The sequence below is a fragment of the Pseudomonas fluorescens genome, from assembly GCF_001623525.1.
Lineage (GTDB): Bacteria > Pseudomonadota > Gammaproteobacteria > Pseudomonadales > Pseudomonadaceae > Aquipseudomonas > Aquipseudomonas fluorescens_Q.
Genome location: NZ_CP015225.1, coordinates 4,470,568 through 4,496,233 on the forward strand (window position 1 = coordinate 4,470,568; position 25,666 = coordinate 4,496,233).

Genomic DNA, 25,666 nt, shown 5'->3' on the forward strand with positions numbered 1-25,666 from the left:
CGGGTACAGCCCTTAGAGATACCGCGCCATGATCGCGTCCACTTCACCTTCCTTGCGCAATTCATCCAGGGCCTTTTGAAGCCGGGCAACCACATCGTCAGGCACGTCCTTGTTCAAGGCCAGGTACAGCTCGGCACTGTTGAAGCGCAGCACGGTCTTGAGATCGGTCACCCCTTCCTGACGCGCCAGATAACGCCCGGCAGGATCGCCAGTGGCCCACAGATCGATCTGGCCGTTGACCAATTTCCTGGCGTTGTCCTGATCGCGCAACACGACCACCGGTTTCAGTCCCTGCTTGGCCAGCGTCTCGGCAATCGCGTCGCCCTTGTAGGCACCGATCTTGTACTGACGCGCCTGCTCCAACGAGTCGAGAGCGATCTTGCTGTCGGCCTTGGCGAGCATGATCCAGTCGTCCGGACCGATGGGGCCGACCCATTTGAAAAGCTTTTCACGCTCCGGCAACCGCGCCATGACAAACACCCCGTAACCCGGATTTTCCAGGGCAAGTTTGTAGATGCGCTCCCAAGGGAAACGTAGCGTCAGACTGTAGGAGATATCGGCACGTTTGAATATTTCACGGACGACGTCCACGGCAATGCCATGGATGTTCTCGTCCTGGGCGAAGTTCTTGCCGTTCTTGGCCATGTTGTACGGTGGGAAGTTTTCCGTCAGCAACACCAGCGATGTATCAGCGGCGCGGACGGTGCCTGCGAGCAACAGCGTGGCACCGGCAAAGGCAAGAACGAGGCGTTTGAGCATGTCGGGCTACCGCAATCCATGGTGTGCCCAAGAGTGCCTTGGGCCCGCCATAGTGTCCAGCGATCAGCGAATGCAGATACCACGATGCGCCATGTAGGCCTTGGCTTCCGGCACGGTGTACTCGCCAAAGTGGAAAATGCTCGCCGCCAGCACCGCGCTGGCATGGCCTTCCAGGATGCCGTCGGCCAGGTGCTGCAGGTTGCCGACACCGCCGGAGGCGATGACCGGAATGCCCAGGGCATCGCTGATGGCGCGGGTGACGCCCAGGTCGAAGCCGTTTTTCATGCCGTCCTGGTCCATGCTGGTCAGCAGGATTTCACCGGCGCCCAGGCCTTCCATCTTCTTCGCCCACTCCACGGCATCGAGGCCCGTGGGCTTGCGGCCGCCGTGGGTGAAGATTTCCCAGCGCGGGGTTTCGCCCGGGCCGGAGACCTTCTTCGCGTCGATGGCAACGACGATGCATTGCGAGCCGAAGTGCTGGGCCGCTTCGCCGACGAATTCCGGGTTGAATACCGCCGCGGTGTTGATCGACACCTTGTCGGCACCGGCATTGAGCAGGTTGCGGATGTCCTGCACGGTGCGCACGCCACCGCCCACGGTCAGCGGGATGAACACCTGGCTGGCCATGCGCTCGACGGTATGGAGCGTGGTATCGCGGCCATCGACGCTGGCCGTGATGTCGAGGAAGGTGATCTCGTCCGCACCCTGTTCGTCGTAGCGACGGGCGATTTCCACCGGGTCGCCGGCGTCACGGATATTCTCGAACTTCACACCCTTGACCACCCGGCCGTTGTCCACGTCCAGGCAAGGGATGATGCGTTTGGCCAGCGCCATGGTGAGTCCTCAGCCTTTGTAGGAGTCGCAGAAGGCCTGGGCCTCGGCGACGTCCAGGGTGCCTTCGTAGATCGCGCGACCGGTGATCGCACCGATGATGCCCGGCGCCTTGGCGTCGAGCAGTGCCTTGATGTCACCCAGGTTGTGGATGCCACCGGAGGCGATCACCGGAATCCTGGTGGCGGCAGCCAGCGCGGCGGTGAACGGGACATTGCAGCCCTGCATCATGCCGTCTTTGGCGATGTCGGTGTAGACAATGGCAGACACGCCATCGGCCTCGAAACGCTTGGCCAGGTCGATCACCTGCACGGTGCTGACTTCAGCCCAGCCGTCGGTGGCGACGAAACCGTCTTTTGCGTCGAGGCCAACGATAACCTTGCCCGGGAAGGCGCGGCAGGCTTCGGCGACGAACTCAGGCTCCTTCACCGCCTTGGTGCCGATGATCACGTAGCTCACGCCGGCCTTGACGTAGTGCTCGATGGTTTCCAGCGAGCGAATGCCACCGCCGATCTGGATCGGCAGGTTCGGATAACGCTTGGCGATGGCCGTGACTACTTCACCGTTGACCGGCTGCCCTTCGAAGGCGCCATTAAGGTCGACCAGATGCAGGCGACGGCAGCCGCCCTCCACCCACTTGGCGGCCATGCTCACCGGGTCATCGGAAAACACCGTGGAGTCTTCCATGCGGCCCTGACGCAGACGTACGCAAGCGCCGTCCTTGAGATCGATAGCGGGGATAATCAGCATCTGGCAAACCTTCAAATACGAATATTCAGCTTGGCTCGAAAATCAATTTTTCTCGAGCGCCCACAAGTCGCTTTCAATGCTTTCGAACCTTTCTTTAAGGTGCGTCTGCACATCGAAAATCGCCCTGTTGTAATAGTGCGGAGCAATTTCGCGGGTAAACAGGTCAAGAATTTCCGCCGCTTCGAACGAGCCCAGGTCCAGCTCGAAACGTTCCTCCATGAACCGCTGGATCTTGCGGTTCGCCTCACTCTCCTGCTCGGGCGTGAGGGTGAGGATCGGCGGTTTCTTGCGGGCCATTACCAGCGCCCGTCCCACGCTGCGAAGTTCTGCAACAGTTGCAGGCCATGGGTATGGCTCTTCTCGGGGTGGAACTGCACGGCGAAGCGCGAGCCATCGGCCAGGGCCGCGGCGAAATCGACGCCATAGTGACCGCTGCCCACCACCTGCCGCGCATTGCCGGCGGCGATGTAGTAGCTGTGCACGAAGTAGAAGCGCGCCAGGTCCGGGATGTTGTGCCACAGCGGGTGATCCACCGTCTGTTTCACTTCGTTCCAACCCATGTGCGGGACTTTCAGGTGCTCGCCGTCTTCATGCAGGCCCTTGCCGAAAAACTTCACCTGACCTGGAAACATGGAGATGCAATCGACGCCGTCGTTCTCTTCGCTGCGCTCGAGCAAGGCTTGCATGCCCACGCAGATACCAAGGAACGGACGGTCCTGGCTGACTTCGTGCACCAGCTTGTCGAAACCCAGGCGACGAATCTCGGCCATGCAATCGCGAATCGCACCGACGCCTGGAAACACCACCCGGTCAGCTTCGCGAATCACGTCGGCATCGCTGGTGATCAGCACCTTGCCGGCCCCCACGTGCTCGAGGGCCTTGGCCACCGAGTGCAGGTTGCCCATGCCGTAGTCGATAACCGCGACCGTCTGCATTACAGGACGCCCTTGGTAGAAGGCATCTGGCCGGCCATGCGGTCATCGAGCTCCACAGCCATGCGCAGGGCGCGGCCGAAAGCCTTGAACACGGTTTCGATCTGGTGGTGAGTGTTGTGCCCGCGCAGGTTGTCGATGTGCAAGGTCACGTTGGCGTGGTTGACGAAGCCCTGGAAGAATTCCTGGAACAGGTCGACGTCGAAGCCGCCGACGGTGGCACGGGTGTACGGCACATGCATCTGCAGGCCCGGACGGCCGGAGAAGTCGATGACCACACGCGACAGCGCCTCATCGAGCGGCACGTAGGCATGGCCGTAGCGACGGATGCCCTTCTTGTCGCCGATGGCTTTGGTAAAGGCCTGGCCCAAGGTGATACCGACGTCTTCCACCGTGTGGTGGTCGTCGATATGCAGGTCGCCCTTGCTGACGATGTCCAGGTCGATCAGCCCGTGACGGGCGATCTGGTCCAGCATGTGCTCAAGAAAAGGCACGCCGATATCAAACCGGGCCTTTCCGGTGCCATCCAGGTTGATCGAGGCTTTGATCTGGGTTTCCAGAGTGTCGCGCTCGACAGACGCCTTACGTTCGGCCATCACCAGCTCCGCAAAATCATTGGGCGAAAAAGGCAGCCATTATAGGGGCGCGAGCGGCAAACAGAAACACGGGAGGTGATATCCCTGACGGGTTGTCTCCCGGGCTGTCGGCGATAGACATGTCCATACAAGTCTTTGCCATCACCCAAAACGACTGTGGGAGCGAGCTTGCTCGCGATGGCGGTGGGTCAGCAGACAATGATGTCGACTGACACGCCCCCATCGCGAGCAGGCTCGCTCCCATAAGGGTTGCCCTGAGCCGATGACACAGGGCAACGGTCTTAGCGGAACAACACCGCTGTCTTCTGCAGGGTCACCCACACACCCCACGCCAACGGAATGCCCACCACCAGCCAGGCGGCGATCGCCAGGGGCTTGGTGCCCGGCGCGGCTTTCCACTCCAGCGAAGTGCTGCTGTCGGCGCCTTTGTCATGGCCCAGCGCCTGTTCGGCGGCCAGTTCGGCGTCGGTCATGAAGTACTTGTCGGCGACCGGGCGGACCAGCAGGTTGCACAGGAAGCCCAGCACCAGCAGGCCGGAGAGGATATACAAGGTGATGTCATAGGCCGCGGCACGTTCAACGCCGATGCTCAGCTGATATTCACGCAGGTAGTTCACCAGGACCGGACCCAGCACGCCTGCCGCCGCCCAGGCGGTCAACAACCGACCGTGGATCGCGCCGACCATTTGCGTACCGAACAGGTCCGCCAGGTACGCCGGCACAGTGGCGAAACCGCCGCCGTACATCGACAGGATGATGCAGAACGCCGCCACGAACAGCGCGACGCTACCCAGGTGACCCAGGTTCGGGATCAGCGCGTACAGGGCAAAGCCCAGGGCGAAGAACACGAAATAGGTGTTTTTGCGACCCAGGTAATCCGAGAAGGATGCCCAGAAGAACCGACCGCCGATGTTGAACAAGCTCAACAGACCGGTGAAACCAGCCGCGATGGCCGCGATCTGGCCCAGTTGCGTAGCGTCCAGTTGGCCAAACGGCAGGTCGTTGCCGAGCAACTTGCCACCGAACACTTCCTGCAGCAGTGGCGAAGCCATGCCGAGGATGCCGATACCGGCGGATACATTCAGGCACAGCACCAGCCATACCAGACGGAACTGCGGGGTTTTCCAGGCCACGTTCACGTGAACGTGGCGATGGGTGATCATCGCGTTCGCGGCTTTCTTCGGTGCCGGGGTCCAGCCTTCAGGCTTCCAACCGGTTGGCGGGACGCGGTACGACAAGGCGCCACCGATCATGAACACAAAGTAGATCGCGGCCATGACCAGGAAGCTCTGCCATACGCCCACGCCGGTTGGCGAAGCGAAATGGCTCATCAGCGCCGCGGCCAGCGGAGCACCGACCATCGCACCGCCGCCAAAGCCCATGATCGCCATGCCAGTGGCCATGCCGCGTTTGTCCGGGAACCACTTGATCAGGGTCGACACCGGGGAGATATAGCCCAGACCCAGGCCGATACCGCCGATCACGCCGGAACCGATCCACATCAGCCAGATCTGGTGGGTATAGATACCCAACGCGGAAATCAGCAGGCCACCGCACCAGCACAAGGCCGATACAACCCCGGCCTTGCGTGGCCCGGCGTGTTCCAGCCAGCCGCCCCAGATGGCTGCCGAGCAACCCAGGAAGATGAAGAACAGGGTGTAGATCCAACCGAGCATCGAGATCGGCCAGTCACATTGGGACGAAAAGACTTGCGAGATGAAGCTCATATCCGGTGCACAGGCCACAGGCTTGGTGATACCCAAGGCTTTGGACAGTGGCAGCCAGAACACCGAGAAGCCGTAGGCCATGCCGATGCAGAGGTGAATAGCCAGTGCGGCCGGTGGAACCAACCACCGGTTGAAACCGGGCTTGGCGATGATGCGCTCTTTGGAGAGGAACGCTGGCTGGTCGGCGATGCCGCCAGCCGTGATGCTCGTGCTCATTGTGTATCCCCCAGTTATTGGAATGGTCCGTCAGCCACGCGTCACCCTCAGCCTTCATTGCACGCAGGCATGGCTGTATTTTCTGGTGAAGCTCCATAGTGTGCGACATCAAGTCGCAGAAGGACGGACGAACGGGCAAAGGTTACCATTTGCTCGCGGCAGAAAAACCAAAGTGATATCACCTTTTTCGTGCCATCTGTCTTATCGCACGCCCACTCGTTTTCTGTAGGGGGCTAACGATTTATTTTTTCAGGAATTTCCATGCCCATCGTTGTCGAGCTCATCACCGACGCCAGCTGTCAGGACCAACAGGACCTGCAGAAAATCTACCGGGATGCCCCGGCCTGGCTGTTCGAACCGTTTAGCGATGCCACGCAACTGATTGCGCAATGCCTCGAGGAAGGCTCGCTGATCGCGGCACGCTTCAATGACCGACTGCTCGGTGCAGCACGCCTGCAACGGCACCAGAACGCCTGGTGCTTGTCCCACCTGTGCGTACGAAACGTTACCCGTCGCCGTGGCGTGGCTGAACGGCTGGTGAGCGAAGCTCGGCGAATGGCCGCACCAAGCGGTGCCGAGCTGCACTTGTTGGCCCCGGCCGGGCATCTGCAAGCCCAGGCGCTGGCGGCCAAATTGAAATTGCCGCTGGACGAATGCTAGTTAAAGCCGAACACAAATCCCTGTGGCGAGGGAGTTTGCTCCCGCTGGGGGGCGCAGTCCCCCCAAAACCCAACGCCTCGGTGTGTTCAGGCACACCGATTCGCCCGGTTTGGGGCTGCTTCGCAGCCCAGCGGGAGCAAGCTCCCTCGCCACAGGATCACACCTGCCGGCCTGACTGCGAGGGAGTGAGACACGATCACCCAACGCGCCACTAATTCGGGGCGTTATACTCCCGGCTAAATTTTGAACTCAACCTACAAGGATTCGCCCATGAAAGCGTTCGGCAAAATCCTGGGTCTGGTACTTCTCGGGCTGTTGCTGATCATTGTGGCCCTGGGCTTTGCCCTGACCCACCTGTTCGATCCCAACGACTACAAAGAAGAGATCCGCCAGATAGCCCGCGACAAGGCCCACATCGAGCTGACCCTCAATGGCGACATTGGCTGGAGCCTGTTTCCGTGGCTGGGCCTTGAGTTGCACGATGCCAGCGTCGCGACCTTGGCCAGTCCGACCCAGCCTTTCGCTGACCTGCAGATGCTCGGCCTTTCGGTCCGGGTAATACCGCTGCTGCGCCGGGAAGTACAAATGAGCGATGTGCGGGTCGAAGGCCTGAACCTGCGGCTCAATCGTGACAAGAACGGGCACGGCAACTGGGAAGACATCGGCAAGGTGCCGGCCTCTGCGTCGACGGCGAACGCGCCGGCCCCCGTGCCATCCCAACAACCGACCCCGCCCGTCAGTACCCCGGCAGAAAAACCTGCCCAGCCGACCCGACTGGATATCGATAGCCTGACCGTGAACAACGCCCGGGTCGAATACACCGACGAGCAGACCGGCAAGCTGTTCACGGCCGAGAGCATCCAACTGAGCACCGGCCCGGTTCACGATTCCACCAACATTCCAGTCACCCTGACCGCATTTCTGTCCAGCAACCAGCCGGCCGTACGCGTACGCACCGAAGTGACGGGGGAACTGCGCTTCGAACGTGCCTTGAAGCGCTACAAGTTCGAAGACCTGAAACTGTCCGGCGAAGCCACCGGCGATCCCTTGCAGGGCAAGACCCTGAACTTCGCCATCCAAGGCCAACTGTTCCTGGACAAAGCCGCAAACGTCGCCGAGTGGACCGGCATCAAGCTGTCGCTCAATCAACTGCGCGCCCTGGGTGAACTGAAGGTCAACGACCTCGACAAGACCCCGCAATTGAATGGCGGCGTGTCCATCGCCCAGTTCGACTTGGCGAAGTTCGTCGAAAGCATCGGCCAGAAACTCCCAGCCATGGCCGAAGGCAGCCTGAGCAAGGTCGAGCTGTCCAGCCGCATTGCCGGTACGCCAACCAGTGTCGAGCTCAACGACATCAACCTGAAAGTGGACGACAGCAACTTCAGCGGTCGCATCGCCGTGGAGGACTTCGCCAAGCAGTCCCTGCGCGCGCAGCTCAAGGCCGACACGTTCAACGTCGACCGCTACCTGGAGCCAAAGTCCGCCGAAGCCGACAGTTCCAAGGCGGCCCGTGAGGCTGAAGTCAGCAACACCGAAGCCAGCGCCATGGCCGGTGCCGGCAGTACACCGCTGCCAAGCGCCCCGACCCAGGGCGCCTGGAGTAACGATCGACTGTTTCCAGTGGAACGCCTGAGCAAGCTGGACCTCGATGCTGACCTGGCCTTCGGGCAACTGACCCTCGATAAACTGCCAATCCAGAACGCTGCGCTCAAGGCCACCGGCCGAGGCGGCCTGCTGACCCTGGAGAACCTGCGAGGCGACCTGTACAGCGGCAACTTCGAAACCAAGGGCACCCTGGACGTGCGCCAGCCTACGCCGCAACTGAGCCTGCAAACGCGCATCAATCGGGTCCCTGCCGAGAAGATCATCGAAAGCCAAGGCAAGAATCCGCCGGTCAAAGGCCTCGTCACCGTCAACAGCGCGATCACCGCCAGCGGCAATAGCCAGAAAGCCCTGATCGACAGCCTCAACGGCACCGCCGGGTTCGTCATCAACGACGGCGTGCTGCTCAATGCCAACCTCGAACAGCAATTGTGCAAAGGCATCGCCACCCTCAATCGCAAGAGCCTCAGCGGCGACCCCCGGGGCAAGGACACGCCGTTCCAGCAACTCAACGGCAATCTCACCTTCAACAATGGCGTTGCCAACAACCCGGACCTGAAAGTCCGCATCCCCGGCATGACCGTCAACGGCAACGGCGACATCGACCTGCGTGTACTGGGCATGGATTATCGCGTCGGCGTCATCGTCGAAGGCGACAAGAGCGATATGCCCGACCCGGCCTGCCAGGTCAACGAACGCTACGTCGACGTCGAATGGCCATTGCGCTGCCGCGGCCCGCTGGAACTGGGCGCCAAGGCCTGTCGCCTGGACAACGACGGGCTGGGCAAGGTCGCGGCGAAACTGGCCGGCGACCGTCTCGGCGACAAGATCGATGAGAAGCTGGGCGACAAGGTCAGCCCCGAACTCAAAGATGCGCTCAAGGGGCTGTTCAAGCGATGAGAGCCGAGCAGTTTTCCACCGCCGTACTGGACTGGTTCGACCGCCACGGGCGCCACGATTTGCCCTGGCAGCAGGCCATCTCGCCCTATCGGGTATGGGTCTCGGAAATCATGCTGCAGCAGACCCAGGTCAGTACGGTGCTCAACTACTTCGACCGGTTCATGGCCTCGCTGCCTACCGTTCAAGCCCTGGCCGCCGCGCCGGAGGACGAAGTGCTGCACCTGTGGACCGGGCTGGGCTATTACACCCGTGCACGCAACTTGCAGAAAACAGCGAAAATCGTCGTCGAGCAGTACGGCGGCGAATTTCCCCATGACGTGGAAAAACTCACCGAGTTGCCGGGGATCGGCCTGTCCACCGCCGGCGCCATCGCCAGCATCAGCATGGGCCTGCGAGCGCCGATCCTTGATGGCAACGTCAAGCGGGTGCTGGCGCGCTTCACCGCCCAGGAAGGCTACCCGGGCGAACCCAAGGTGGCGAAACAGCTGTGGGCCACCGCCGAGCGCTTCACGCCGCAAGACCGGGTCAACGCCTACACCCAAGCGATGATGGACCTGGGCGCGACACTCTGTACCCGCAGCAAGCCCAGTTGCCTGCTCTGCCCGCTGAAGCAAGGCTGCGAGGCCCACATGCTGGGCCTGGAAACCCGCTACCCGATTCCCAAGCCTCGCAAGGAAGTACCCAAGAAGCGCACCTTGATGCCGATGCTGGCGAACAACGAAGGCGCAATCCTGCTTTACCGTCGCCCTTCCACGGGGCTGTGGGGCGGTCTGTGGAGCCTGCCGGAACTCGACGACCTCGACGACCTGCAGCATCTGGCCCTGCAACACTCGCTGGAGTTGGGCAGCCAACAGGAAATGCCAAGCCTGGTGCACACCTTTAGCCACTTCCAGTTGGCGATCGAACCCTGGCTGGTCCGGGTCCGGGAAACCGGCCATCACGTGGCCGAGGCCGACTGGCTCTGGTATAACCTCGCCACCCCGCCGCGCCTGGGCCTTGCCGCCCCGGTCAAAACCTTGCTCGAACGCGCGGCCGCCGTAATGAACGCAGGAGAGTTGCAATGACCCGCACCATCATGTGCCGCAAGTACAAAGAAGAACTGGAAGGCCTGGAACGTGCACCGTTCCCGGGTGCCAAGGGCCAGGATATCTACGACCATGTTTCGGCCAAGGCCTGGGCCGACTGGCAGAAACACCAGACCCTGCTGATCAATGAAAAACGCCTGAACATGATGAACGCTGAAGATCGCAAATACCTTCAGGGCGAGATGGACAAGTACTTTTCCGGCGAAGATTACGCCAAGGCCGAAGGCTACGTACCGCCGTCCGAATAAGCTGTCCCGCGTGGGGGCGGATCGTAAGCGACGGTAATAATTAAATATTTTTTGAAAACGTGCTTGACGCCCCCCTGAAAAACCCGTTTAATGCGCCCCGTTGCCCAGATAGCTCAGTCGGTAGAGCAGGGGATTGAAAATCCCCGTGTCGGCGGTTCGATTCCGTCTCTGGGCACCAAATACCGAAAACCCCGATCAAGCAATTGATCGGGGTTTTTTATTGGCTGGGATTTTCTTTCTCCGCCTGATCGACTCGGCTACATTCGTCCACTCCCCTCCAGCAAGCGAGTCGACATGGACATCACCGGCATCCCCTTTGGCACCACCGATTGGTCAACCATCGAACCTACCGAGCACAAAGGCGTCACCGGAACCGCTTATTGGCGCACCCAACAGTTCGGGAGCATTCGCGTGCGAATGGTGGAATATACGCCGGGGTACCTGGCCGACCATTGGTGCACCAAAGGCCACATCCTGTTTTGCCTCAAGGGCGAACTCAATACTGAACTTGAAGATGGCCGGCAATTCTTGCTCAGGCCCGGCATGAGCTACCAAGTAGCAGACCAGGCCGAGCCTCATCGATCCTCCACTTCATCGGGGGCTACGCTCTTCATAGTGGATTGAGATTCGAAGCGTCGGCGTTGAAGCTGTAGGATAGATGGCCTTATCCATCAGGAATCCGGCCATGTCATCGGCGAACAAACAGCACAAGCGCAGCCAGCGCGCCAAGGCGAAAGCCAAGCAGAACCGCACCCGGCGTGCTGCTGCGCCGAACGATTTCCTCGACCCGAACGACGAGCGCATCGATCTGGAAACCGTGGACCTGACGGAGTTGTTCCAACTCATGAGTGCCGCCGAAAAGGTCAGCCAGAAAGCGATGTGCGAAGCGTTCCTGGCCCATCCACTGCTGGCGCTGGTTTTGGAACAGGAAGGCGAGGAAGAAGCGACCGACTTCATCATTACCGCATTGATCGAATACCGCCGTCTGACCACGGGCGTGGATGAACAGACCGCGCTGGACTGGGTGGAAAGCAAGCCATTCCAGGCCGATTATGTGGCCGCGTCCCAGGCGCTGGCCCAAGGCTCGATCTGACCGTCATCCCGCCAAGCGCTTTTGTGATGAAAGCGTCTGCGATGGACGACAACCCTCAGAGAAAGCTCCTACAAGCCAGGGTCAATCGACATAGGGCGGCGTCAAATCCGTCCTGCATGAATCACCTTTTAATCCTCCAGGCCAATCAGCCCGGTCCTGCATCATCAAAACTTCCTCTGGAGCATGCTTTGGGTCCACCCCCTCTCAATGGCTGGACACATCGATGACTTCAATTTCACCTCAAGACGACCCGCAGCTCGCGCCACTGATCAGTGAACTCGGCCAATTGATCCAGCAGGCACGCCAGAAGGTCTTGCGCGCCGTCGACACCCTGCAGGTGCAAACGTGCTGGCAAATCGGGCGACATATCATTGAGTTCGAGCAAGGAGGCGCCGAGCGAGCGGCTTATGGGAAACGTCTGCTACCGTCGCTGGCGAAAGTGCTGACGGCGCGGTTTGGCAAGGGGTTTGATGAACGCAACCTGCGACACACGCGAGACTTTTATCAGAAGTTCCCGATTTGGAACGCAGTGCGTACCGAATTGAGCTGGACCCATTACCGCACGCTTTTGCGCGTAGAAAACGACAACGCCCGACATTGGTACATGAACGAAGTGGCCATCCAAAACTGGTCCACCCGCGCCCTGGAACGCCAGATCGGCACCTTCTATTACGAACGCCTGCTGGCCAGCCGCGACAGGCCGGCGGTGGAGCAGGAGGCCCTCGTCAATCTCAAGGAACTGAACCTCGGCCCCAGGGATATCGTCAGGGATCCGGTGGTCCTGGAGTTCCTCGGGCTGCCCAATGCCGGCACGCTCCTGGAAACAGAACTGGAACAGGCCCTGATTGACCAATTACAGGGATTCCTGCTTGAGTTGGGCAAGGGCTTCGCCTTCATCGCCCGCCAGCAACGCATCAGTACCGAAAGCAAAGACTTCTACCTCGACCTGGTCTTCTACAACTATCTGCTCAAGTGTTTTGTAATCGTCGACCTGAAACGTGGCGAGCTGAGCTATCAGGACATCGGGCAAATGGACATGTATGTGCGCCTCTACGACGACCTCAAGCGCGGCCCCGATGACAAACCCACCGTCGGCATCATTCTGTGCGCCCAAAAAGACGAATCGGTGGTGCGTTACTCCGTATTGCAGGGCAATGAGCAATTGTTCGCCAGTCAATACAAACTGGTGCTCCCCTCGGAAGAAGAGCTGTGTAATGAGCTGAATCGCGAACGGGCACGACTTGGGGAGCAGCAAACAGGCGCAGCGACTTGAGGAAATGAGGGCCGATACCCGATGACTGCATTCCCCAAAACCCATGTAAGATTTATGCGTTTTTTTCAGCAACGCTCCAGTCAAAGAACTCTATCCTGCATGTCATCGGCCGCACCCTACCCTTCACTGATCCAGGCATTGCGGACCGAAACCGCTGAACTGCACGTCGCCCTGGAAAAACGCCTGCCGTTTTTCTCGCCACAGTTGGACCTGGATCTGTACCGACGCCTGATGGCGGCCTACTACGGTTTCTATCAACCGTTGGAACAACGTCTTCATGTACTTGCACTGACGCCGATCGGGCTGGACCAATCCCTGAGGATCAAACTTCCGGTGCTGCGGGCGGATCTCACGGCACTGGGTCTGGAAGAAGCCACTATCGAAGCGCTGCCTACCTGCCAGGCGTTGCCGCTGATCGACTCCCGTGCCGCCGCACTCGGCATATCCTATGTGCTGGAAGGTGCAACGCTCGGGGGGCAGATCCTGCGGCGCAGGGTGGCCGAGAAGCTGGAGCTTGACGCCTCTAGCGGAGCAGCCTTCCTCAACGTGTATGGCGAACTTACCGGCCGACGCTGGAAGGATTTCCTCCAATACCTGGACGACAGGAACCTTGGCGAGGCCCAGGTGTTCGAAGTCACACGCGCCGCCAAGGCGACGTTCTCTCATTTTGAACACTGGCTGGACAGCCAAAAGGTACTGTTATGAACACGGAAAACCAGGAAGCCTTCGAAGAATTGCTGGCCAATTGCGCAGACGAACCGATTCGCTTTCCCGGGACCATCCAGCCTCATGGCGTGCTGCTGATGCTGTCCGAGCCCGATTTCGTGATCCGTCAGGTCAGCGCCAACGTGTTGCAATTGATGGCGCAGGATCCCCACAGGCTGTTGGGCCAGACGCTGGACGCCCTGTTGGGGCTGGAACAGGCCGAGGCGATCCTCATCGCCTGTCGCGCCGCCCCGGAAAGCGACAACGTGCCCGTGGCCATTGTCGTGAACCAGCAACGCTTCGACGCCCTGGTGCATCGCCATCAGGGCACCCTGATCGTCGAATTGGAACAGCACCTGAGCGACTATCGCCCCGAAGGGGTCAGCGGCGAGGCCAACATGGGCCGCATGTTGCAACGCCTGCAAAGTGCGAAAACCCTCCAGGCCCTGTACGAAATCAGCGTGCGGGAAATCCAGGCCATGACCGGTTACGACCGGGTGCTGATCTATCGCTTCGAGGAAGAAGGCCACGGCCAAGTGATTGCCGAGGCCAGCGCGCCGTCGATGGAACTCTACAAGGGGCTGTTTTTCCCGGCGTCGGATATTCCCGAACAGGCTCGCGAACTGTATCGCATCAACTGGCTGCGGATCATCCCCAACGCCGACTACACGCCAGTGCCGCTGGTTCCGCAATTGCGTCCCGACACCCAGGCGCCCCTGGACCTGAGTTTTGCCACGCTGCGCAGCGTCTCGCCGATCCATCGCCAGTACATGAAAAACATGGGCGTGCTGTCGTCCATGAGCATCTCGTTGATGGAGGGCGAACGCTTGTGGGGGCTGATCAGTTGCGGCAATCGCCAGCCGCTGCTGGTGCCCCACGAAATGCGCATGGCCTGCCAGACCATCGGCCAGGTGCTGTCCTTGCAGATCAGCGCCATGCAGGCCCTGGAACTGACTCGGCAACGGGACGCCAAGCTGGAGGACCTCAAGGTCCTCGCCAACGTCATGGCCGAGTCCAGCGACAATGTCTTCGATGGCCTGTCCCAAGAGCCGCAACGGCTCATGGAGCTGACCGGCGCCAGTGGCGTCGCGATTTTCGAAGACAACAAACTGCACCGTCATGGCCAGTGCCCGGAACCGGAGCAGATCCGCGAGCTGCATAAATGGATCCTGGAAACCGGCAAACCGGTGTTCTCCCACCACAACCTGAGCAGCGTCTTCGCGCCTGCCCAGGCTTATCAGGACGTGGCGAGCGGAGTGCTGGCGATCCACCTGCCCAAGCCGGTGGAAAACGGTGTGCTGTGGTTCCGCCCCGAGGTGAAGCAAACCCTGCAATGGAGCGGCGACCCGCAAAAACCCCTGGACCTGGAAAACAGCGAGACCGGCCTGCGCTTGCGGCCCCGGACGTCTTTCGAGATCTGGAAAGTCGAAATGGCCGGCATCAGCGCCAAATGGACCCATGGCGACCTGTTCGCCGCCAACGACCTGCGACGCTCGGCCCTGGAAAACGACCTGGCCCGTCAGGTGCGCAAGGAGCGCCAGGCCGTGCGAGCCCGCGATGAGCTGGTGGCCGTGGTGTCCCATGACTTGCGCAGCCCGATGACGGTCATTTCCATGCTGTGCGGCATGATGCAAAAGGCCTTCAGTTCCGACGGCTCCCACAGCTCCAAGCGTATCGCCTCAGCCATCGACACCATGCAACAGGCTACCAGCCGCATGAATGCCCTGCTGGAGGACCTGCTCGATACCTCGCGCATCGACGCCGGGCGCTACACCATCAATCCCCAGCCGATGGACGTCAGCCAGATCTTCGAAGACGCCTGCTCGCTGTTGACGCCGCTGGCCGCTGCCAAGGCCATCGACATTTCCTTCCACGCCGAACCCAACCTGAGGATCAATGCCGACCCCGAGCGGCTGTTCCAGGTGCTGTCGAACCTGATCGGCAACGCCATCAAGTTCACGCCGCAGCAGGGCTCCGTGGGCATCAGTGCGATGTCCGTCGGCGATGAGATCGTCTTCAGCGTCCGCGACACTGGTGAAGGGATCGCGCCAGAGCAGTTGCCTCATGTTTTCGAGCGCTATTGGACGACCAAGGAAGGCAATCCGAACGGCACCGGGCTTGGGTTGTACATTTCCAAGGGGATTGTCCAGGCCCATGGCGGTAAACTGCACGCCGAAAGCCAGCCAGGCCAGGGCAGCGAATTCCGCTTTAGCGTGCCGAAAATCGACTGAGCCGGGCACTGCCCCCTAACGAATTGGAAACCGAAGCCCAATGGCCTCACTGAACAAGCAGCAAAAACGCGCCAAGCGCGCCAAAGACAAAGCCAAGCAGATCCGCATGAGCGGGCGCAAATCGATCCCAATGTATGGCGACCCGGCCCACGCCACCGCCCAGCCACCGGTCTACGTGCTGGAACTGTTCGCCAAGCTGCGCGAAGCCGAGGCCATCAGCCGCAGTGAAATGCTCGATACGTTGCTCGCGTCCCTGAGCGTGATGATCATCGAACGCCCAGGCCTGCTCGACCTGAAAAACGCCGAAAACGAAAGCATGGCCGCCACCAACCTGGCGGCCGACATGCTGGTGGACTACCGCATGTGGGTCGATGACATGGACCGCGAGACGGCACAGCGCTGGCTCAGCACCCCGGAGCTCATCCAGGACTTCAGCGAGGCGCTGGACCGTTATCGCCAGTCGATGGAAGAACCGGCCAGCGAATAACCGGCCGGTTATTCGTCACCGTTCCAATGGAACACCAGGTTGCGCGCGGCGCCGCTGCCGACGTCGGCGGTGTCGCGCCGCGCCTCACCGTTGCGTGTCGCCACCACGGTGTACTTGCCCGGCGGCAACTGCACGTAAACCAGCGGTCCCGCCTCGTCCAGCGTCAGCAGCGCTTGCCCCGCCGCGTTCTGGACGACGACATGCACATCCGGGATGTACTTGTTTTCAGGGCCGACCGCGAACGTCATGTGCAGGTTGTATCCGTGGGCCTGTCCGATGGCCCGGGCTTCATCCTCGCCAATGCCACCGGACAAGTAGGTGATCCCGTTCTGTTGCTGCGGCTGGACCTGCACGCCGGCACTGTCTACCGGGGCCAGGCTCGTGGCGTTGAGCATGATGGGGAACAACAGCGCGCCGAGCAGAAGCAAGGGCAGCAAAAAGTAATGGTTATGCTTCATGGCGAGGACTCCAAGTACTGGAAACAGCTCATGAGTTCTCCTTTGATTTTGATTACGCGACAAGGTTTAGATCTATTGGCTATGAACCGAAACCGAGTAACCACTCAAAGCACAGCGACACGCTCATCCGGTTAACCCTTCCAACCCCCGCCCAAAGCTGGCACCATCGCGCCTTTTTTCACGCGACTCCCCGGGCTTTTCACCGGTAGACAGGGTTCAAACGGCCGTTCGGTTGTTGATGGCGCGACAGACTGCTGTGCCGATGCGACAACCTGCCACACATCCCCGGTTTACCAGCCGAAGCGCTGTTGGCTGCCATTCGGACGCATGCTAGCTTGGCCGCCTCGCCAAGGAAGGCAGCCAACAGCAAGGGAGCACATACCATGAGGACCGCACATGGCCCAGGCCACGCCCGCGCTTGAAATCCGCAACCTGCACAAACGCTACGGACAGTTGGAGGTGCTCAAAGGCGTCTCGCTGACCGCCCGCGACGGCGATGTGATCTCGATCCTCGGATCCTCCGGGTCCGGCAAATCCACATTCCTGCGCTGCATCAACCTGCTGGAAAACCCCAACCAGGGCCAGATCCTGGTGGCCGGCGAAGAGCTCAAGCTCAAGGCCGCTAAAAACGGTGAGCTGGTGGCCGCCGACGGCAAACAGATCAACCGCCTGCGCAGCGAGATCGGTTTTGTCTTCCAGAACTTCAACCTTTGGCCGCATATGAGCGTGCTCGATAACATCATCGAAGCGCCGCGCCGGGTGCTTGGCCAAAGCAAGGCCGAAGCCGTCGAAGTGGCCGAAGCCCTGCTGGCAAAGGTCGGTATCGCCGACAAGCGTCACGCCTACCCGGCCGAACTGTCTGGTGGCCAGCAACAACGCGCGGCCATCGCCCGCACACTGGCGATGCAGCCCAAGGTGATTCTGTTCGACGAACCCACCTCCGCCCTTGACCCGGAAATGGTCCAGGAAGTACTTAGTGTGATCCGCGCCCTGGCCGAAGAAGGACGCACCATGCTGCTGGTCACCCATGAAATGGGCTTCGCCCGTCAGGTTTCCAGCGAAGTCGTGTTCCTTCATCAAGGCTTGGTCGAGGAGCAAGGATCGCCACAGCAGGTCTTCGAGAACCCGCTTTCGGCGCGCTGCAAACAATTCATGTCCAGCAACCGCTAACGGAGCAGTACACATGCAGACCTATAGGAAATTTCTTCTGGCCGCAGCCGTCAGCCTGGTCTTCTCGACCAGCGCCATGGCGGTCGAGAAACTGAAGATGGGCATCGAAGCGGCCTACCCGCCGTTCAACAACAAGGACGCCAGCGGCCAGGTCGTGGGGTTCGATAAAGACATCGGCGATGCCCTGTGCGCCAAGATGAAAGTCGAGTGTGAAGTGGTCACTTCCAACTGGGACGGCATCATTCCCGCCCTGATGGCCAAGAAGTTCGACTTCCTGATTTCTTCGCTGTCGGTCAACGACGAGCGCAAGCAAGCCGTGGACTTCACCGATCCGTACTACTCCAACAAACTGCAATTCATCGCACCGAAAAACGTCGACTTCAAAGTCGATAAAGAGTCTCTCAAGGGCAAGGTCATCGGGGCACAGCGCTCTACCCTCGCCGGCACCTGGCTGGAAGACGAACTGGGCAGCGATATCACCGCCAAGCTCTACGACACCCAGGAAAACGCCTACCTGGACCTGACCTCCGGCCGCGTCGACGCGATCCTGGCCGACAAATACGTGAACTACGACTGGCTGAAAACCGAAGCTGGCCGTGCTTACGAATTCAAGGGGGACCCGGTGGTGGAAGGTGACAAGATCGCCATTGCGGTGCGCAAGGGTAACGACGAACTGCGTAACAAGCTGAACGCCGCACTCAAGGAAATCCTTGCCGACGGTACCTATAAAAAGATCAACGACAAGTACTTCCCGTTCAGTATCTATTGATACTGACGTGCCTGGCCGGCGCAGCCGTCTGGCAGCGCCGGCCCTTAGCAAAGCCTGCCGCGATATGAATTCTTACCCATGATGATCGATCTCTACGGATTCGGCCCGGCGCTTGCCGCCGGCGCGCTGATGACCGTCAAATTGGCGCTCACGGCCCTCTGCCTGGGGCTGGTGCTCGGCCTGCTCGGCGCCTTGGCCAAGACCTCGCCGTACAAGCCGCTGCAATGGCTGGGCGGCACCTATTCGACGTTGGTTCGCGGCATCCCGGAATTGCTCTGGGTGCTGCTGATCTATTTCGGCACCGTCAACCTGCTGCGTGCCCTGGGTGAGTATTTCGGCAACCCCGACCTCACCCTCGATGCCTTCGCCGCTGGCGTCATTGCCTTGGGCCTGTGCTTTGGCGCCTACGCCACGGAAGTGTTTCGCGGCGCGATCCTGGCGATCCCCAAAGGCCACCGTGAAGCCGGCGTCGCCCTGGGCCTGTCGAAGTGGCGGATCTTCACCCGGTTGATCATGCCGCAGATGTGGCGCATTGCCCTGCCCGGCCTGGGCAACCTGTTCATGATCCTGATGAAGGACACCGCGCTGGTCTCGGTGATCGGCCTGGAAGAAATCATGCGCCATGCGGAAATCGGCGTGACCGTGTCCAAGCAACCGTTCACCTTCTATATGGTCGCGGCATTCATGTACCTGGGCCTGACGGTGCTTGCCATGATCGGCATGCACCTGCTGGAACGACGCGCTGCCCGTGGATTTACCAGGAGTACCCAATGAACTGGGACGTCATCATCAAGTGGCTGCCCAAGCTGGCCCAAGGCGCGACACTGACCCTGGAGCTGGTGGCCATCGCCGTGCTCGCCGGGCTGCTGCTGGCGATTCCACTGGGCATCGCGCGCTCTTCGCGCCTGTGGCAAGTGCGGGCATTGCCCTATGCCTACATCTTCTTTTTCCGTGGCACGCCGCTGTTGGTCCAGCTGTTTTTGGTCTACTACGGCCTGGCGCAATTCGAAGCCGTGCGCAGCAGTGCAATGTGGCCGTACCTGCGGGACCCGTTCTGGTGCGCCACGGCCACCATGACCCTGCATACCGCTGCCTACATCGCCGAGATCCTGCGCGGTGCGATCCAGGCCATCCCCCGTGGCGAGATCGAAGCCGCACGGGCCCTGGGCATGTCGCGGCCCAAGGCGTTGTTCTACATCATGCTTCCCCGTGCCGCGCGCATCGGCCTGCCGGCCTACAGCAACGAAGTGATCCTGATGCTCAAGGCCAGTGCCCTGGCGAGTACCGTGACCTTGCTGGAACTCACCGGCATGGCCCGCACCATCATTGCCCGGACCTACTTGCCGGTGGAGATTTTCTTTGCAGCCGGCATGTTCTACCTGCTGATGTCCTACCTACTGGTGCAAGGCTTCAAACAGCTGGAGCGCTGGTTGCGCGTCGATGCCTGCCAAGGGCGCTGACTGCGGCGTGCTGACGGGCGAGGCTCTGCTCGCCCGCTTCACGGCGCTGGATACTTTTCTCACGGCGCACCAGGCACTGTGGAAACCGCGTCCGTTCACCCATCTGCAACTGCCTTGGGAAACGTCCCACCCGGAATTGTCCCGATGGCTACGCCAGCGCTCGCTGGAAGCTGCGGAAAACGACCATCATCAGCCGTGGTTGATGGAAGATGCGCCTGCGCCATTCCCGGAATTGGCCGCTATCTCCCGAGCATTGAGCGCAGTCGCAGAATTGCCGGCCAGCACGCTCGAAGCGCCAAGCCATCGCCTCAACGTCGACGTGCCCGGGCGCAAATGGCAGCAGATCGAAGCCTTCGCCAGCCGCCTGCACTTCACCACCCAACCGACCCATTGGCTCGATTGGTGCGCCGGCAAAGGCCACCTCGGTCGACGCCTGCTGCAGGGTGAGCAACAACTGACTTGCCTGGAGTATGACCCCGCACTGGTCGCCAGCGGCCAACAACTGAGCCTGCGCCATCACCTGCACGCCACGCACCTGCAACAAGACGTACTGGCGGCTGACGCAATCCAGGCGCTCCATTCCGGACACACGCCTGTGGCCCTGCACGCCTGCGGCGACTTGCATGTGCGCTTGATACACCTGGCCAGCGCCGCTGGCTGTGCACAACTGGCGATCGCGCCCTGCTGTTACAACCGCATCAGCAGCGAGCGTTATCAAGCACTGTCCGACGCGGCCAAGGGTTCAGCCCTACAGCTGTCGCTAGACGATCTCAGCCTGCCGCTGACCGAAACCGTCACCGCTGGCGCGCGCGTCAGAAGACAACGGGACCAATCCATGGCCCGGCGCCTGGGCTTCGACCTGCTGCAACGGCACATCAGAGGGTGCGACGACTACCTGTCCACCCCCTCACTGCCCAGCGCCTGGCTGGAAAAATCCTTCGCCCAATACTGCACCGATCTGGCAACCCTGAAAGACTTATCCACAGTCGGCACGCCTGATTGGCTCGCCTTGGAAGCAGCAGGCCATCAGCGCCTGGCCGAGGTGCGCAACCTGGAGTTACTGCGAGGTCTTTTCCGACGGCCGCTGGAGCTTTGGCTGGTACTGGACCGGGCGCTTTTCCTCACTCAAAAAGGCTACGACGTTCGCCTCGGCACCTTCTGCGAAACCCCGCTGACGCCGCGCAACCTGCTGTTGCTGGCAGAGCGTTGCCGAGACGAAACAGCCTGTGGATAACTCTGTTGATGAAATAAACTCGGATCCAAGAAATTCGTGATTTCCTGAGCGAATCAGCATTGGTCATTTTTTGTTCATATGGATAAAAAACCATGAAAACAGGCATTTGCGACGAAACGCGAAGGCGGTCACAAAATCGCAAGATGCCCTGCGTCTCATCCTGCCCGTTGTGCATAAGCGTCTAAGCAAAACGACATAACCGCCGAATTCAGTGCTGCTCCGCGCCAACAATTGCGTCCACCGCGCCCGTGCTATACAACAGCCAAACGTATCGTGATTGACACAACGCCGACACACTCAAGGACTGGCCGTGACGTTCATTTCCTACGCACAAAACTTCGAAGACATACGGCTGTGGCGCGCCCTCAAGTCGGTGGAAAACGGCTTTTACCTCGACGTCGGCGCCAACCATCCGACAGATGATTCAGTCACCCGAGCGTTTTACGACCGCGGCTGGCGCGGCATCAACATCGAACCCGTACCGGCCTACTACGACGCCCTCTGCCAACAACGCCCCCACGACATCAACCTGCAATGCGTGGCCGGCGACAACGCCGAAAGCCTGACCTTCTACACCATCGCCAACACCGGCCTGTCCACGGTAGAAGCCAGCGTCGCCCAACAACACCGCGACGCCGGCATGGACGTGGGCACCCAGACCGTCCAGTCCCGCACCCTGGCCTCCATCTGCGAGCAATACGCCCAGGATCGCCCCATCCACTTCCTGAAAATCGACGTCGAAGGCCACGAAGAAACCGTGCTGCGCGGCATGGACTTCGGCCGCTGGCGCCCCTGGATCATCCTCATCGAAACCCCATGGGCCCGCGACCAGACCTGGGAAACCCTGGTGACCGACGCCAGCTACCAGCCCATCCTGTTCGACGGCATCAACACCTACTACCTCGCCGAAGAACACCTGGCCCTCAAACCCGCCTTCGACATCCCCCCGTGCAACCTCGACGGCTTCCAACTCTGCAAAGGCCACAAATTCAGCCACCCCATCGACGACACCGACCAACAACTCAGCGCCGCCCTGCAACGCGCCGAACAGGCCGAAGCCCAACTCCACGCCATGCAAAACAGCCGCACCTGGCGCGCCCTGAACAAACTGCGCAACCTGCTGCACCGCGCTTGAGTATGGGCAGTGCAAAAATAGTCAGAATTCAGGGGTTTACAGAACGCACCCAATCGCTATAATCGTCGCCCACACGCCGGTATAGCTCAGTTGGTAGAGCAACTGACTTGTAATCAGTAGGTCCCGGGTTCGACTCCTGGTGCCGGCACCATACAAAACGAAGCCCTCGTAGAAATGCGGGGGCTTTGTTGTTTCTGGAGGTTGAACCTTCCTAGGAGCTAGATAAGACCGATATCGCCTTAATCAGCATCCACAGACCAAACCTTTCCTGCGCTCCTACCCGTTACAATTTCACGTCAGGACAATGTTGACGGTCTCTTACACCGACCTATAATACGCCCCAACACACCCGCCAAGCCTAGGTTGACCCAGTCAGCAAGCTCAAATCGTGCGGGTTTTTTTTGCCTGGAGAAAACTACATGAGGCCCTTCGACAAGCCGGCTCTCAGCGTAGAACAGCAATTGGAACTGCTAAAGCAACGAGGTTTGCACATCGCCAACGATGATCGAGCCATGCGTTTTCTCGAAGTGGTCACGCTGTTTCGCCTGAGTCCCTACATGCGCCCCTTTCAGGAGCCAGACCCTGAACATCCCTTCAAGCCCGGCAGCACACTGAAGGCAATCGTCGATATTTACCGCTTCGATGGTACGTTGCGGCGCATCACCATGGATGCCATCGAACGTGTCGAAGTCGCCATACGGGCGACTATCAGCAATCATATGTGCCCCAAGTACGGGCCTGACTGGATAGCTGACGCGTCCGTCTTCTCCTCGTCATACTCACACACCGATTTGTTGCGTCCATTGCGGGAGCAAATGAATAAGGAGCGCAGTAAACTCAAACGTGATATCGACCGCATCAGAAAGGGCCGACAAGCCGATGGGCTCCAGCAACAGCGGATCGAAAACCGCATGCGTGACAATTATTTCCGATATTACGGTGCAACCTATGCCCACCCGGAGTTGCCGCCCGCTTGGGCGGTCCTGGAAGAACTCAGCCTTGGGACGGTATCTGCCCTCTTCAATGCCATAGGCAGAAGCGCCGACAAGAAAGCTATCGCCACCAGATTCAGCCTGCCCTTCGAAGTACTGGCCTCCTGGCTACACACGCTGACCTTCATTCGCAACTGCTGTGCCCACCACTCACGGCTATGGAACCGAGAGCTCTCGATTCGACCATCCTTACCTAAAGAATGGGCCATTCCCACTGCCCCCGCCGACCAGCCTCAGCCCAAACAGCGTCTATACGTCGTATTGACGATGCTGGCCTACCTAACCGACCTGATCAGCCCTGACAGCCAGTGGAAGCTTCGCCTGGCCGAAATCATGGATCAGCAGGAACTGGATTATTTGAGGCTCATGGGATTTCCAAATGATTGGAAAGATCAACAGCAATGGCGCCTAGCGTAGAGAAACTCGAAACAGACTGCGGTTAATTCCCTGCTTCATCATTCCAGCCAAAAATCGTGGTCTGTCCCCTCGAATCCAAAAGCCATGACGCCTGTGAATACAAACATTCGGCCATCCCATAGCAAATCAGGGGCTGGTGAATTGAAGGGAAGGTCCGTTGGCGCAACGGCAAAAGCTCCGCCAACCTTTGATCTCTCAATGCCCAGGCCAGAAAAGCTACGCAGAATATTAAGCAGCTCAAGAGACTCGTCCGGGTCCAGAGCATCGTCCTGAAGCATGGACGCCAGACGCGAATACAACAGATTGATCACCGGGTCATTTAGATGGGCGAGGTTGTTTTCCAACCATTGTTTTTTAAAAAAATCTCTTCGCTGGTCTTCACGACACCGTCCCGAGCACGAACGACTAACCAACACCCGCATACCAAGCGCCACCGCAGGGCATCCGCCCTGATAGATGCGAGCCACTAATTTGACAGCATGCAAACGAGCAGCTATAGATCAAAAGCCCGCTCAAAAAGGACTTGATATGCGCTTACTTCTCACTCTGTTGGGCTTGAGCTTGGGCTTATCTGGTTGTTCGTTTGTCTCGATCACTGGTGCCACAACAACCGAACGCTTTATCAACGTCGGTCCCGTGTTACTCAAAACCGATCAGCCCGCACGCGCGATAGTCACTTCTACGCTCGGCGTGGGCGCAACAAACTTTCAAGGCACCACCAACATCGGCTATGTCGACCAAGAAGTAGTTGTTATCCCCAATGCTGCCGGGTGTGAACTCATCCTCATAGTTAGAAATCACCAAGAGCTCGAACGAGCGAAACAGATCCTGGGGGATGCCCTCAAGCATGCCTGCACCAACGACAAGGAAGCACTATGAAGGCACTAAGGTTAACCTCACTGATCGTATCGGCAGCGCTGGTGACAGCCTGCACAAACGAATCGCCCTTGCTTTTTGTCTCAAAATCCTCGGTGGGTCTTGATGTTTCAACACCCACTACGGGTAGTACCGAACTCAGCGTCAACTTTGGTTGGAAGTCCATCGACGCGGCGTACGTACCAGTTGTTGAGATCATTGATAAAGAAGGTAAGGTGCTGCATCAAATATTATCAGGCGACTCCGAAACAGCCAGACAACAAATCCCAGCCCCCACCCCTCTTGCCGAAAATTTCAAAGAGGAAGTAGATTTACTTGTTGAAAAATCCGAAACCCTCGCGAAGACCGGCAAAGCGAATGAGCCCGCAGCTGTTGCCGAACTAAAGCAACAGGGGAAAAAGGTTACTGATTTCTCCGAGCAATTTTTCAGTACAGAAAGCATTAAACCTGAACAACAATCTTCAGCGACACCAACCCTTTCCAGAGCATTCAAAGAACAAGTAAGCCTACTGGTAAACAATGCTACTAATTTCAACAACATAACAAACCAGGCAAAAGCTGCTGCTGATTTAGAAAAACAAAAAGAAATTGTTGCCGCCATGTCCGAAAAAATAGCCAGCACCGAGAACACCACCATCGAGCAACAAACTCCAATTGCATCAACCCTTGCTACCCAGCTTGTCAAAGCATCAGAGACTCTTAATCAAACGACGGAGTTATACGAAAAGGCAACTGATGCAGACAAACCTCAGTTAAAGAAACAAATGCAGGCGCAGCAAGAAGTCATGGCAACAATTTCCGAAGCATTAATCAAATCCATTGACCGTAAAGACGCGCTATCCGTGTTCTCCGTAATCGATACGAAGTCAATATTTCGGGAGTCAATCGGCGTGGGCAAAGTCTTCGCCACGGGCATGGCGGCGCAGAATGTGTCGCGTGACTTCAATGCCTCACGCGGCTGCGTCACCGCAATATCCAGCGCAGTAGCCAAGCTTGCAGCTTCCCCAGACGCCGCCGAGCAAGCAAAAGCCAAAGCACTCATCGAAGCTTGCAAGTAACT

At 59.4% G+C, this 25,666-nt stretch carries 28 protein-coding genes and 2 tRNA genes; 21 read left to right on the top strand and 9 right to left on the bottom strand.

The window, feature by feature from the left end:
- Positions 1 to 12 precede the first annotated feature (12 nt).
- The 7 genes from TK06_RS19175 to TK06_RS19205 all read right to left on the bottom strand — a co-directional run bounded on the left by TK06_RS19175 (position 13) and on the right by TK06_RS19205 (position 5,811).
- On the bottom strand, positions 13 to 759 hold the full coding sequence (locus TK06_RS19175; RefSeq protein WP_063323365.1) for a substrate-binding periplasmic protein: 747 nt from the start codon (positions 757 to 759) through the stop codon (positions 13 to 15).
- Between the two features lie 63 nt (positions 760 to 822).
- Positions 823 to 1,593, bottom strand: coding sequence for an imidazole glycerol phosphate synthase subunit HisF (gene hisF, locus TK06_RS19180; protein WP_003196830.1), 771 nt, complete (start codon positions 1,591 to 1,593; stop codon positions 823 to 825).
- 9 nt (positions 1,594 to 1,602) lie between these two features.
- A complete protein-coding gene (gene hisA / locus TK06_RS19185) occupies positions 1,603 to 2,340 on the bottom strand; it encodes a 1-(5-phosphoribosyl)-5-[(5-phosphoribosylamino)methylideneamino]imidazole-4-carboxamide isomerase (protein WP_063323366.1) in 738 nt (245 codons plus the stop codon).
- A 42-nt stretch (positions 2,341 to 2,382) separates the two neighbouring features.
- Positions 2,383 to 2,637 (bottom strand): DUF2164 domain-containing protein, encoded by a 255-nt coding sequence (locus tag TK06_RS19190; protein WP_003186749.1) that lies wholly within the window; start codon positions 2,635 to 2,637, stop codon positions 2,383 to 2,385.
- The gene (gene hisH, locus TK06_RS19195) at positions 2,637 to 3,275 is read right to left on the bottom strand and encodes an imidazole glycerol phosphate synthase subunit HisH (protein ID WP_018606318.1); all 639 of its coding nucleotides are present in this window, start codon (positions 3,273 to 3,275) and stop codon (positions 2,637 to 2,639) included. Before hisH ends, TK06_RS19190 begins: the two co-directional genes overlap by 1 nt.
- Positions 3,275 to 3,868, bottom strand: coding sequence for an imidazoleglycerol-phosphate dehydratase HisB (hisB, locus tag TK06_RS19200; protein WP_003186751.1), 594 nt, complete (start codon positions 3,866 to 3,868; stop codon positions 3,275 to 3,277). Before hisB ends, hisH begins: the two co-directional genes overlap by 1 nt.
- 281 nt (positions 3,869 to 4,149) lie before the next feature.
- On the bottom strand, positions 4,150 to 5,811 hold the full coding sequence (locus tag TK06_RS19205) for an OFA family MFS transporter (protein WP_063323367.1): 1,662 nt from the start codon (positions 5,809 to 5,811) through the stop codon (positions 4,150 to 4,152).
- 261 nt (positions 5,812 to 6,072) lie between these two features.
- On the opposite strand from TK06_RS19205, the gene panM reads away from it, so the two are divergent.
- The 11 genes from panM to TK06_RS19260 all read left to right on the top strand — a co-directional run bounded on the left by panM (position 6,073) and on the right by TK06_RS19260 (position 16,095).
- On the top strand, positions 6,073 to 6,471 hold the full coding sequence (panM, locus tag TK06_RS19210) for an aspartate 1-decarboxylase autocleavage activator PanM (RefSeq protein ID WP_063323368.1): 399 nt from the start codon (positions 6,073 to 6,075) through the stop codon (positions 6,469 to 6,471).
- A gap of 270 nt (positions 6,472 to 6,741) precedes the next feature.
- On the top strand, positions 6,742 to 8,973 hold the full coding sequence (locus TK06_RS19215) for an AsmA family protein (protein WP_063323369.1): 2,232 nt from the start codon (positions 6,742 to 6,744) through the stop codon (positions 8,971 to 8,973).
- Entirely contained in the window at positions 8,970 to 10,037 is a 1,068-nt protein-coding gene (gene mutY / locus TK06_RS19220; protein WP_063323370.1) for an A/G-specific adenine glycosylase, read from the top strand. Before TK06_RS19215 ends, mutY begins: the two co-directional genes overlap by 4 nt.
- Entirely contained in the window at positions 10,034 to 10,306 is a 273-nt protein-coding gene (locus TK06_RS19225) for an oxidative damage protection protein (RefSeq protein ID WP_003196814.1), read from the top strand. Before mutY ends, TK06_RS19225 begins: the two co-directional genes overlap by 4 nt.
- A 102-nt stretch (positions 10,307 to 10,408) precedes the next feature.
- Positions 10,409 to 10,484: transfer RNA gene (locus tag TK06_RS19230), tRNA-Phe, on the top strand.
- A 116-nt stretch (positions 10,485 to 10,600) separates the two neighbouring features.
- Positions 10,601 to 10,930 carry a DHCW motif cupin fold protein gene (locus TK06_RS19235; RefSeq protein ID WP_063323371.1) on the top strand — a complete coding sequence of 110 codons (330 nt, stop codon included), beginning with the start codon at positions 10,601 to 10,603 and terminating at the stop codon, positions 10,928 to 10,930.
- A 61-nt stretch (positions 10,931 to 10,991) separates the two neighbouring features.
- A complete protein-coding gene (locus tag TK06_RS19240; protein WP_063323372.1) occupies positions 10,992 to 11,399 on the top strand; it encodes a hypothetical protein in 408 nt (135 codons plus the stop codon).
- Positions 11,400 to 11,622: 223 nt separating this feature from the next.
- Positions 11,623 to 12,672 (top strand): PDDEXK nuclease domain-containing protein, encoded by a 1,050-nt coding sequence (locus TK06_RS19245; protein ID WP_063323373.1) that lies wholly within the window; start codon positions 11,623 to 11,625, stop codon positions 12,670 to 12,672.
- Positions 12,673 to 12,771: 99 nt separating this feature from the next.
- The gene (locus TK06_RS19250) at positions 12,772 to 13,377 is read left to right on the top strand and encodes a biliverdin-producing heme oxygenase (protein ID WP_063323374.1); all 606 of its coding nucleotides are present in this window, start codon (positions 12,772 to 12,774) and stop codon (positions 13,375 to 13,377) included.
- Complete coding sequence (locus TK06_RS19255) at positions 13,374 to 15,608, top strand: ATP-binding protein (protein WP_063323375.1); 2,235 nt, start codon at positions 13,374 to 13,376, stop codon at positions 15,606 to 15,608. Before TK06_RS19250 ends, TK06_RS19255 begins: the two co-directional genes overlap by 4 nt.
- A gap of 40 nt (positions 15,609 to 15,648) precedes the next feature.
- The gene (locus TK06_RS19260; RefSeq protein WP_063323376.1) at positions 15,649 to 16,095 is read left to right on the top strand and encodes a hypothetical protein; all 447 of its coding nucleotides are present in this window, start codon (positions 15,649 to 15,651) and stop codon (positions 16,093 to 16,095) included.
- A gap of 8 nt (positions 16,096 to 16,103) precedes the next feature.
- Here TK06_RS19260 and TK06_RS19265 read toward each other — a convergent pair whose 3' ends face one another.
- A complete protein-coding gene (locus TK06_RS19265; protein WP_063323377.1) occupies positions 16,104 to 16,553 on the bottom strand; it encodes a carboxypeptidase-like regulatory domain-containing protein in 450 nt (149 codons plus the stop codon).
- Positions 16,554 to 16,949: 396 nt separating this feature from the next.
- Between TK06_RS19265 and TK06_RS19270 the strand changes: the two genes are divergently transcribed.
- The 8 genes from TK06_RS19270 to TK06_RS19305 all read left to right on the top strand — a co-directional run bounded on the left by TK06_RS19270 (position 16,950) and on the right by TK06_RS19305 (position 23,730).
- Positions 16,950 to 17,723, top strand: a complete 774-nt coding sequence (locus tag TK06_RS19270; protein WP_014336086.1) for an ABC transporter ATP-binding protein — start codon at positions 16,950 to 16,952, stop codon at positions 17,721 to 17,723.
- Positions 17,724 to 17,736: 13 nt separating this feature from the next.
- Positions 17,737 to 18,492 (top strand): ABC transporter substrate-binding protein, encoded by a 756-nt coding sequence (locus tag TK06_RS19275; RefSeq protein ID WP_063323378.1) that lies wholly within the window; start codon positions 17,737 to 17,739, stop codon positions 18,490 to 18,492.
- 78 nt (positions 18,493 to 18,570) lie between these two features.
- Positions 18,571 to 19,266, top strand: coding sequence for an ABC transporter permease (locus TK06_RS19280; protein ID WP_063323379.1), 696 nt, complete (start codon positions 18,571 to 18,573; stop codon positions 19,264 to 19,266).
- A complete protein-coding gene (locus tag TK06_RS19285; protein WP_063323380.1) occupies positions 19,263 to 19,952 on the top strand; it encodes an ABC transporter permease in 690 nt (229 codons plus the stop codon). The genes TK06_RS19280 and TK06_RS19285 overlap by 4 nt, the downstream gene beginning before the upstream one ends.
- Positions 19,933 to 21,186 (top strand): methyltransferase, encoded by a 1,254-nt coding sequence (locus TK06_RS19290; RefSeq protein ID WP_063323381.1) that lies wholly within the window; start codon positions 19,933 to 19,935, stop codon positions 21,184 to 21,186. The genes TK06_RS19285 and TK06_RS19290 overlap by 20 nt, the downstream gene beginning before the upstream one ends.
- A gap of 310 nt (positions 21,187 to 21,496) precedes the next feature.
- On the top strand, positions 21,497 to 22,321 hold the full coding sequence (locus TK06_RS19295; RefSeq protein WP_063323382.1) for an FkbM family methyltransferase: 825 nt from the start codon (positions 21,497 to 21,499) through the stop codon (positions 22,319 to 22,321).
- 75 nt (positions 22,322 to 22,396) lie between these two features.
- Positions 22,397 to 22,472, top strand: a tRNA-Thr gene (locus TK06_RS19300).
- 268 nt (positions 22,473 to 22,740) lie between these two features.
- Positions 22,741 to 23,730, top strand: coding sequence for an Abi family protein (locus tag TK06_RS19305; RefSeq protein WP_063323383.1), 990 nt, complete (start codon positions 22,741 to 22,743; stop codon positions 23,728 to 23,730).
- A gap of 38 nt (positions 23,731 to 23,768) precedes the next feature.
- Here the strand turns inward: TK06_RS19305 and TK06_RS19310 are convergent, their stop codons facing one another.
- On the bottom strand, positions 23,769 to 24,197 hold the full coding sequence (locus TK06_RS19310) for a hypothetical protein (protein WP_238992557.1): 429 nt from the start codon (positions 24,195 to 24,197) through the stop codon (positions 23,769 to 23,771).
- Positions 24,198 to 24,258: 61 nt separating this feature from the next.
- Between TK06_RS19310 and TK06_RS19315 the strand changes: the two genes are divergently transcribed.
- Positions 24,259 to 24,609 carry a hypothetical protein gene (locus TK06_RS19315; RefSeq protein ID WP_063323384.1) on the top strand — a complete coding sequence of 117 codons (351 nt, stop codon included), beginning with the start codon at positions 24,259 to 24,261 and terminating at the stop codon, positions 24,607 to 24,609.
- Positions 24,606 to 25,664 carry a hypothetical protein gene (locus TK06_RS19320; protein WP_063323385.1) on the top strand — a complete coding sequence of 353 codons (1,059 nt, stop codon included), beginning with the start codon at positions 24,606 to 24,608 and terminating at the stop codon, positions 25,662 to 25,664. The genes TK06_RS19315 and TK06_RS19320 overlap by 4 nt, the downstream gene beginning before the upstream one ends.
- The last annotated feature ends 2 nt before the right edge of the window (positions 25,665 to 25,666 follow it).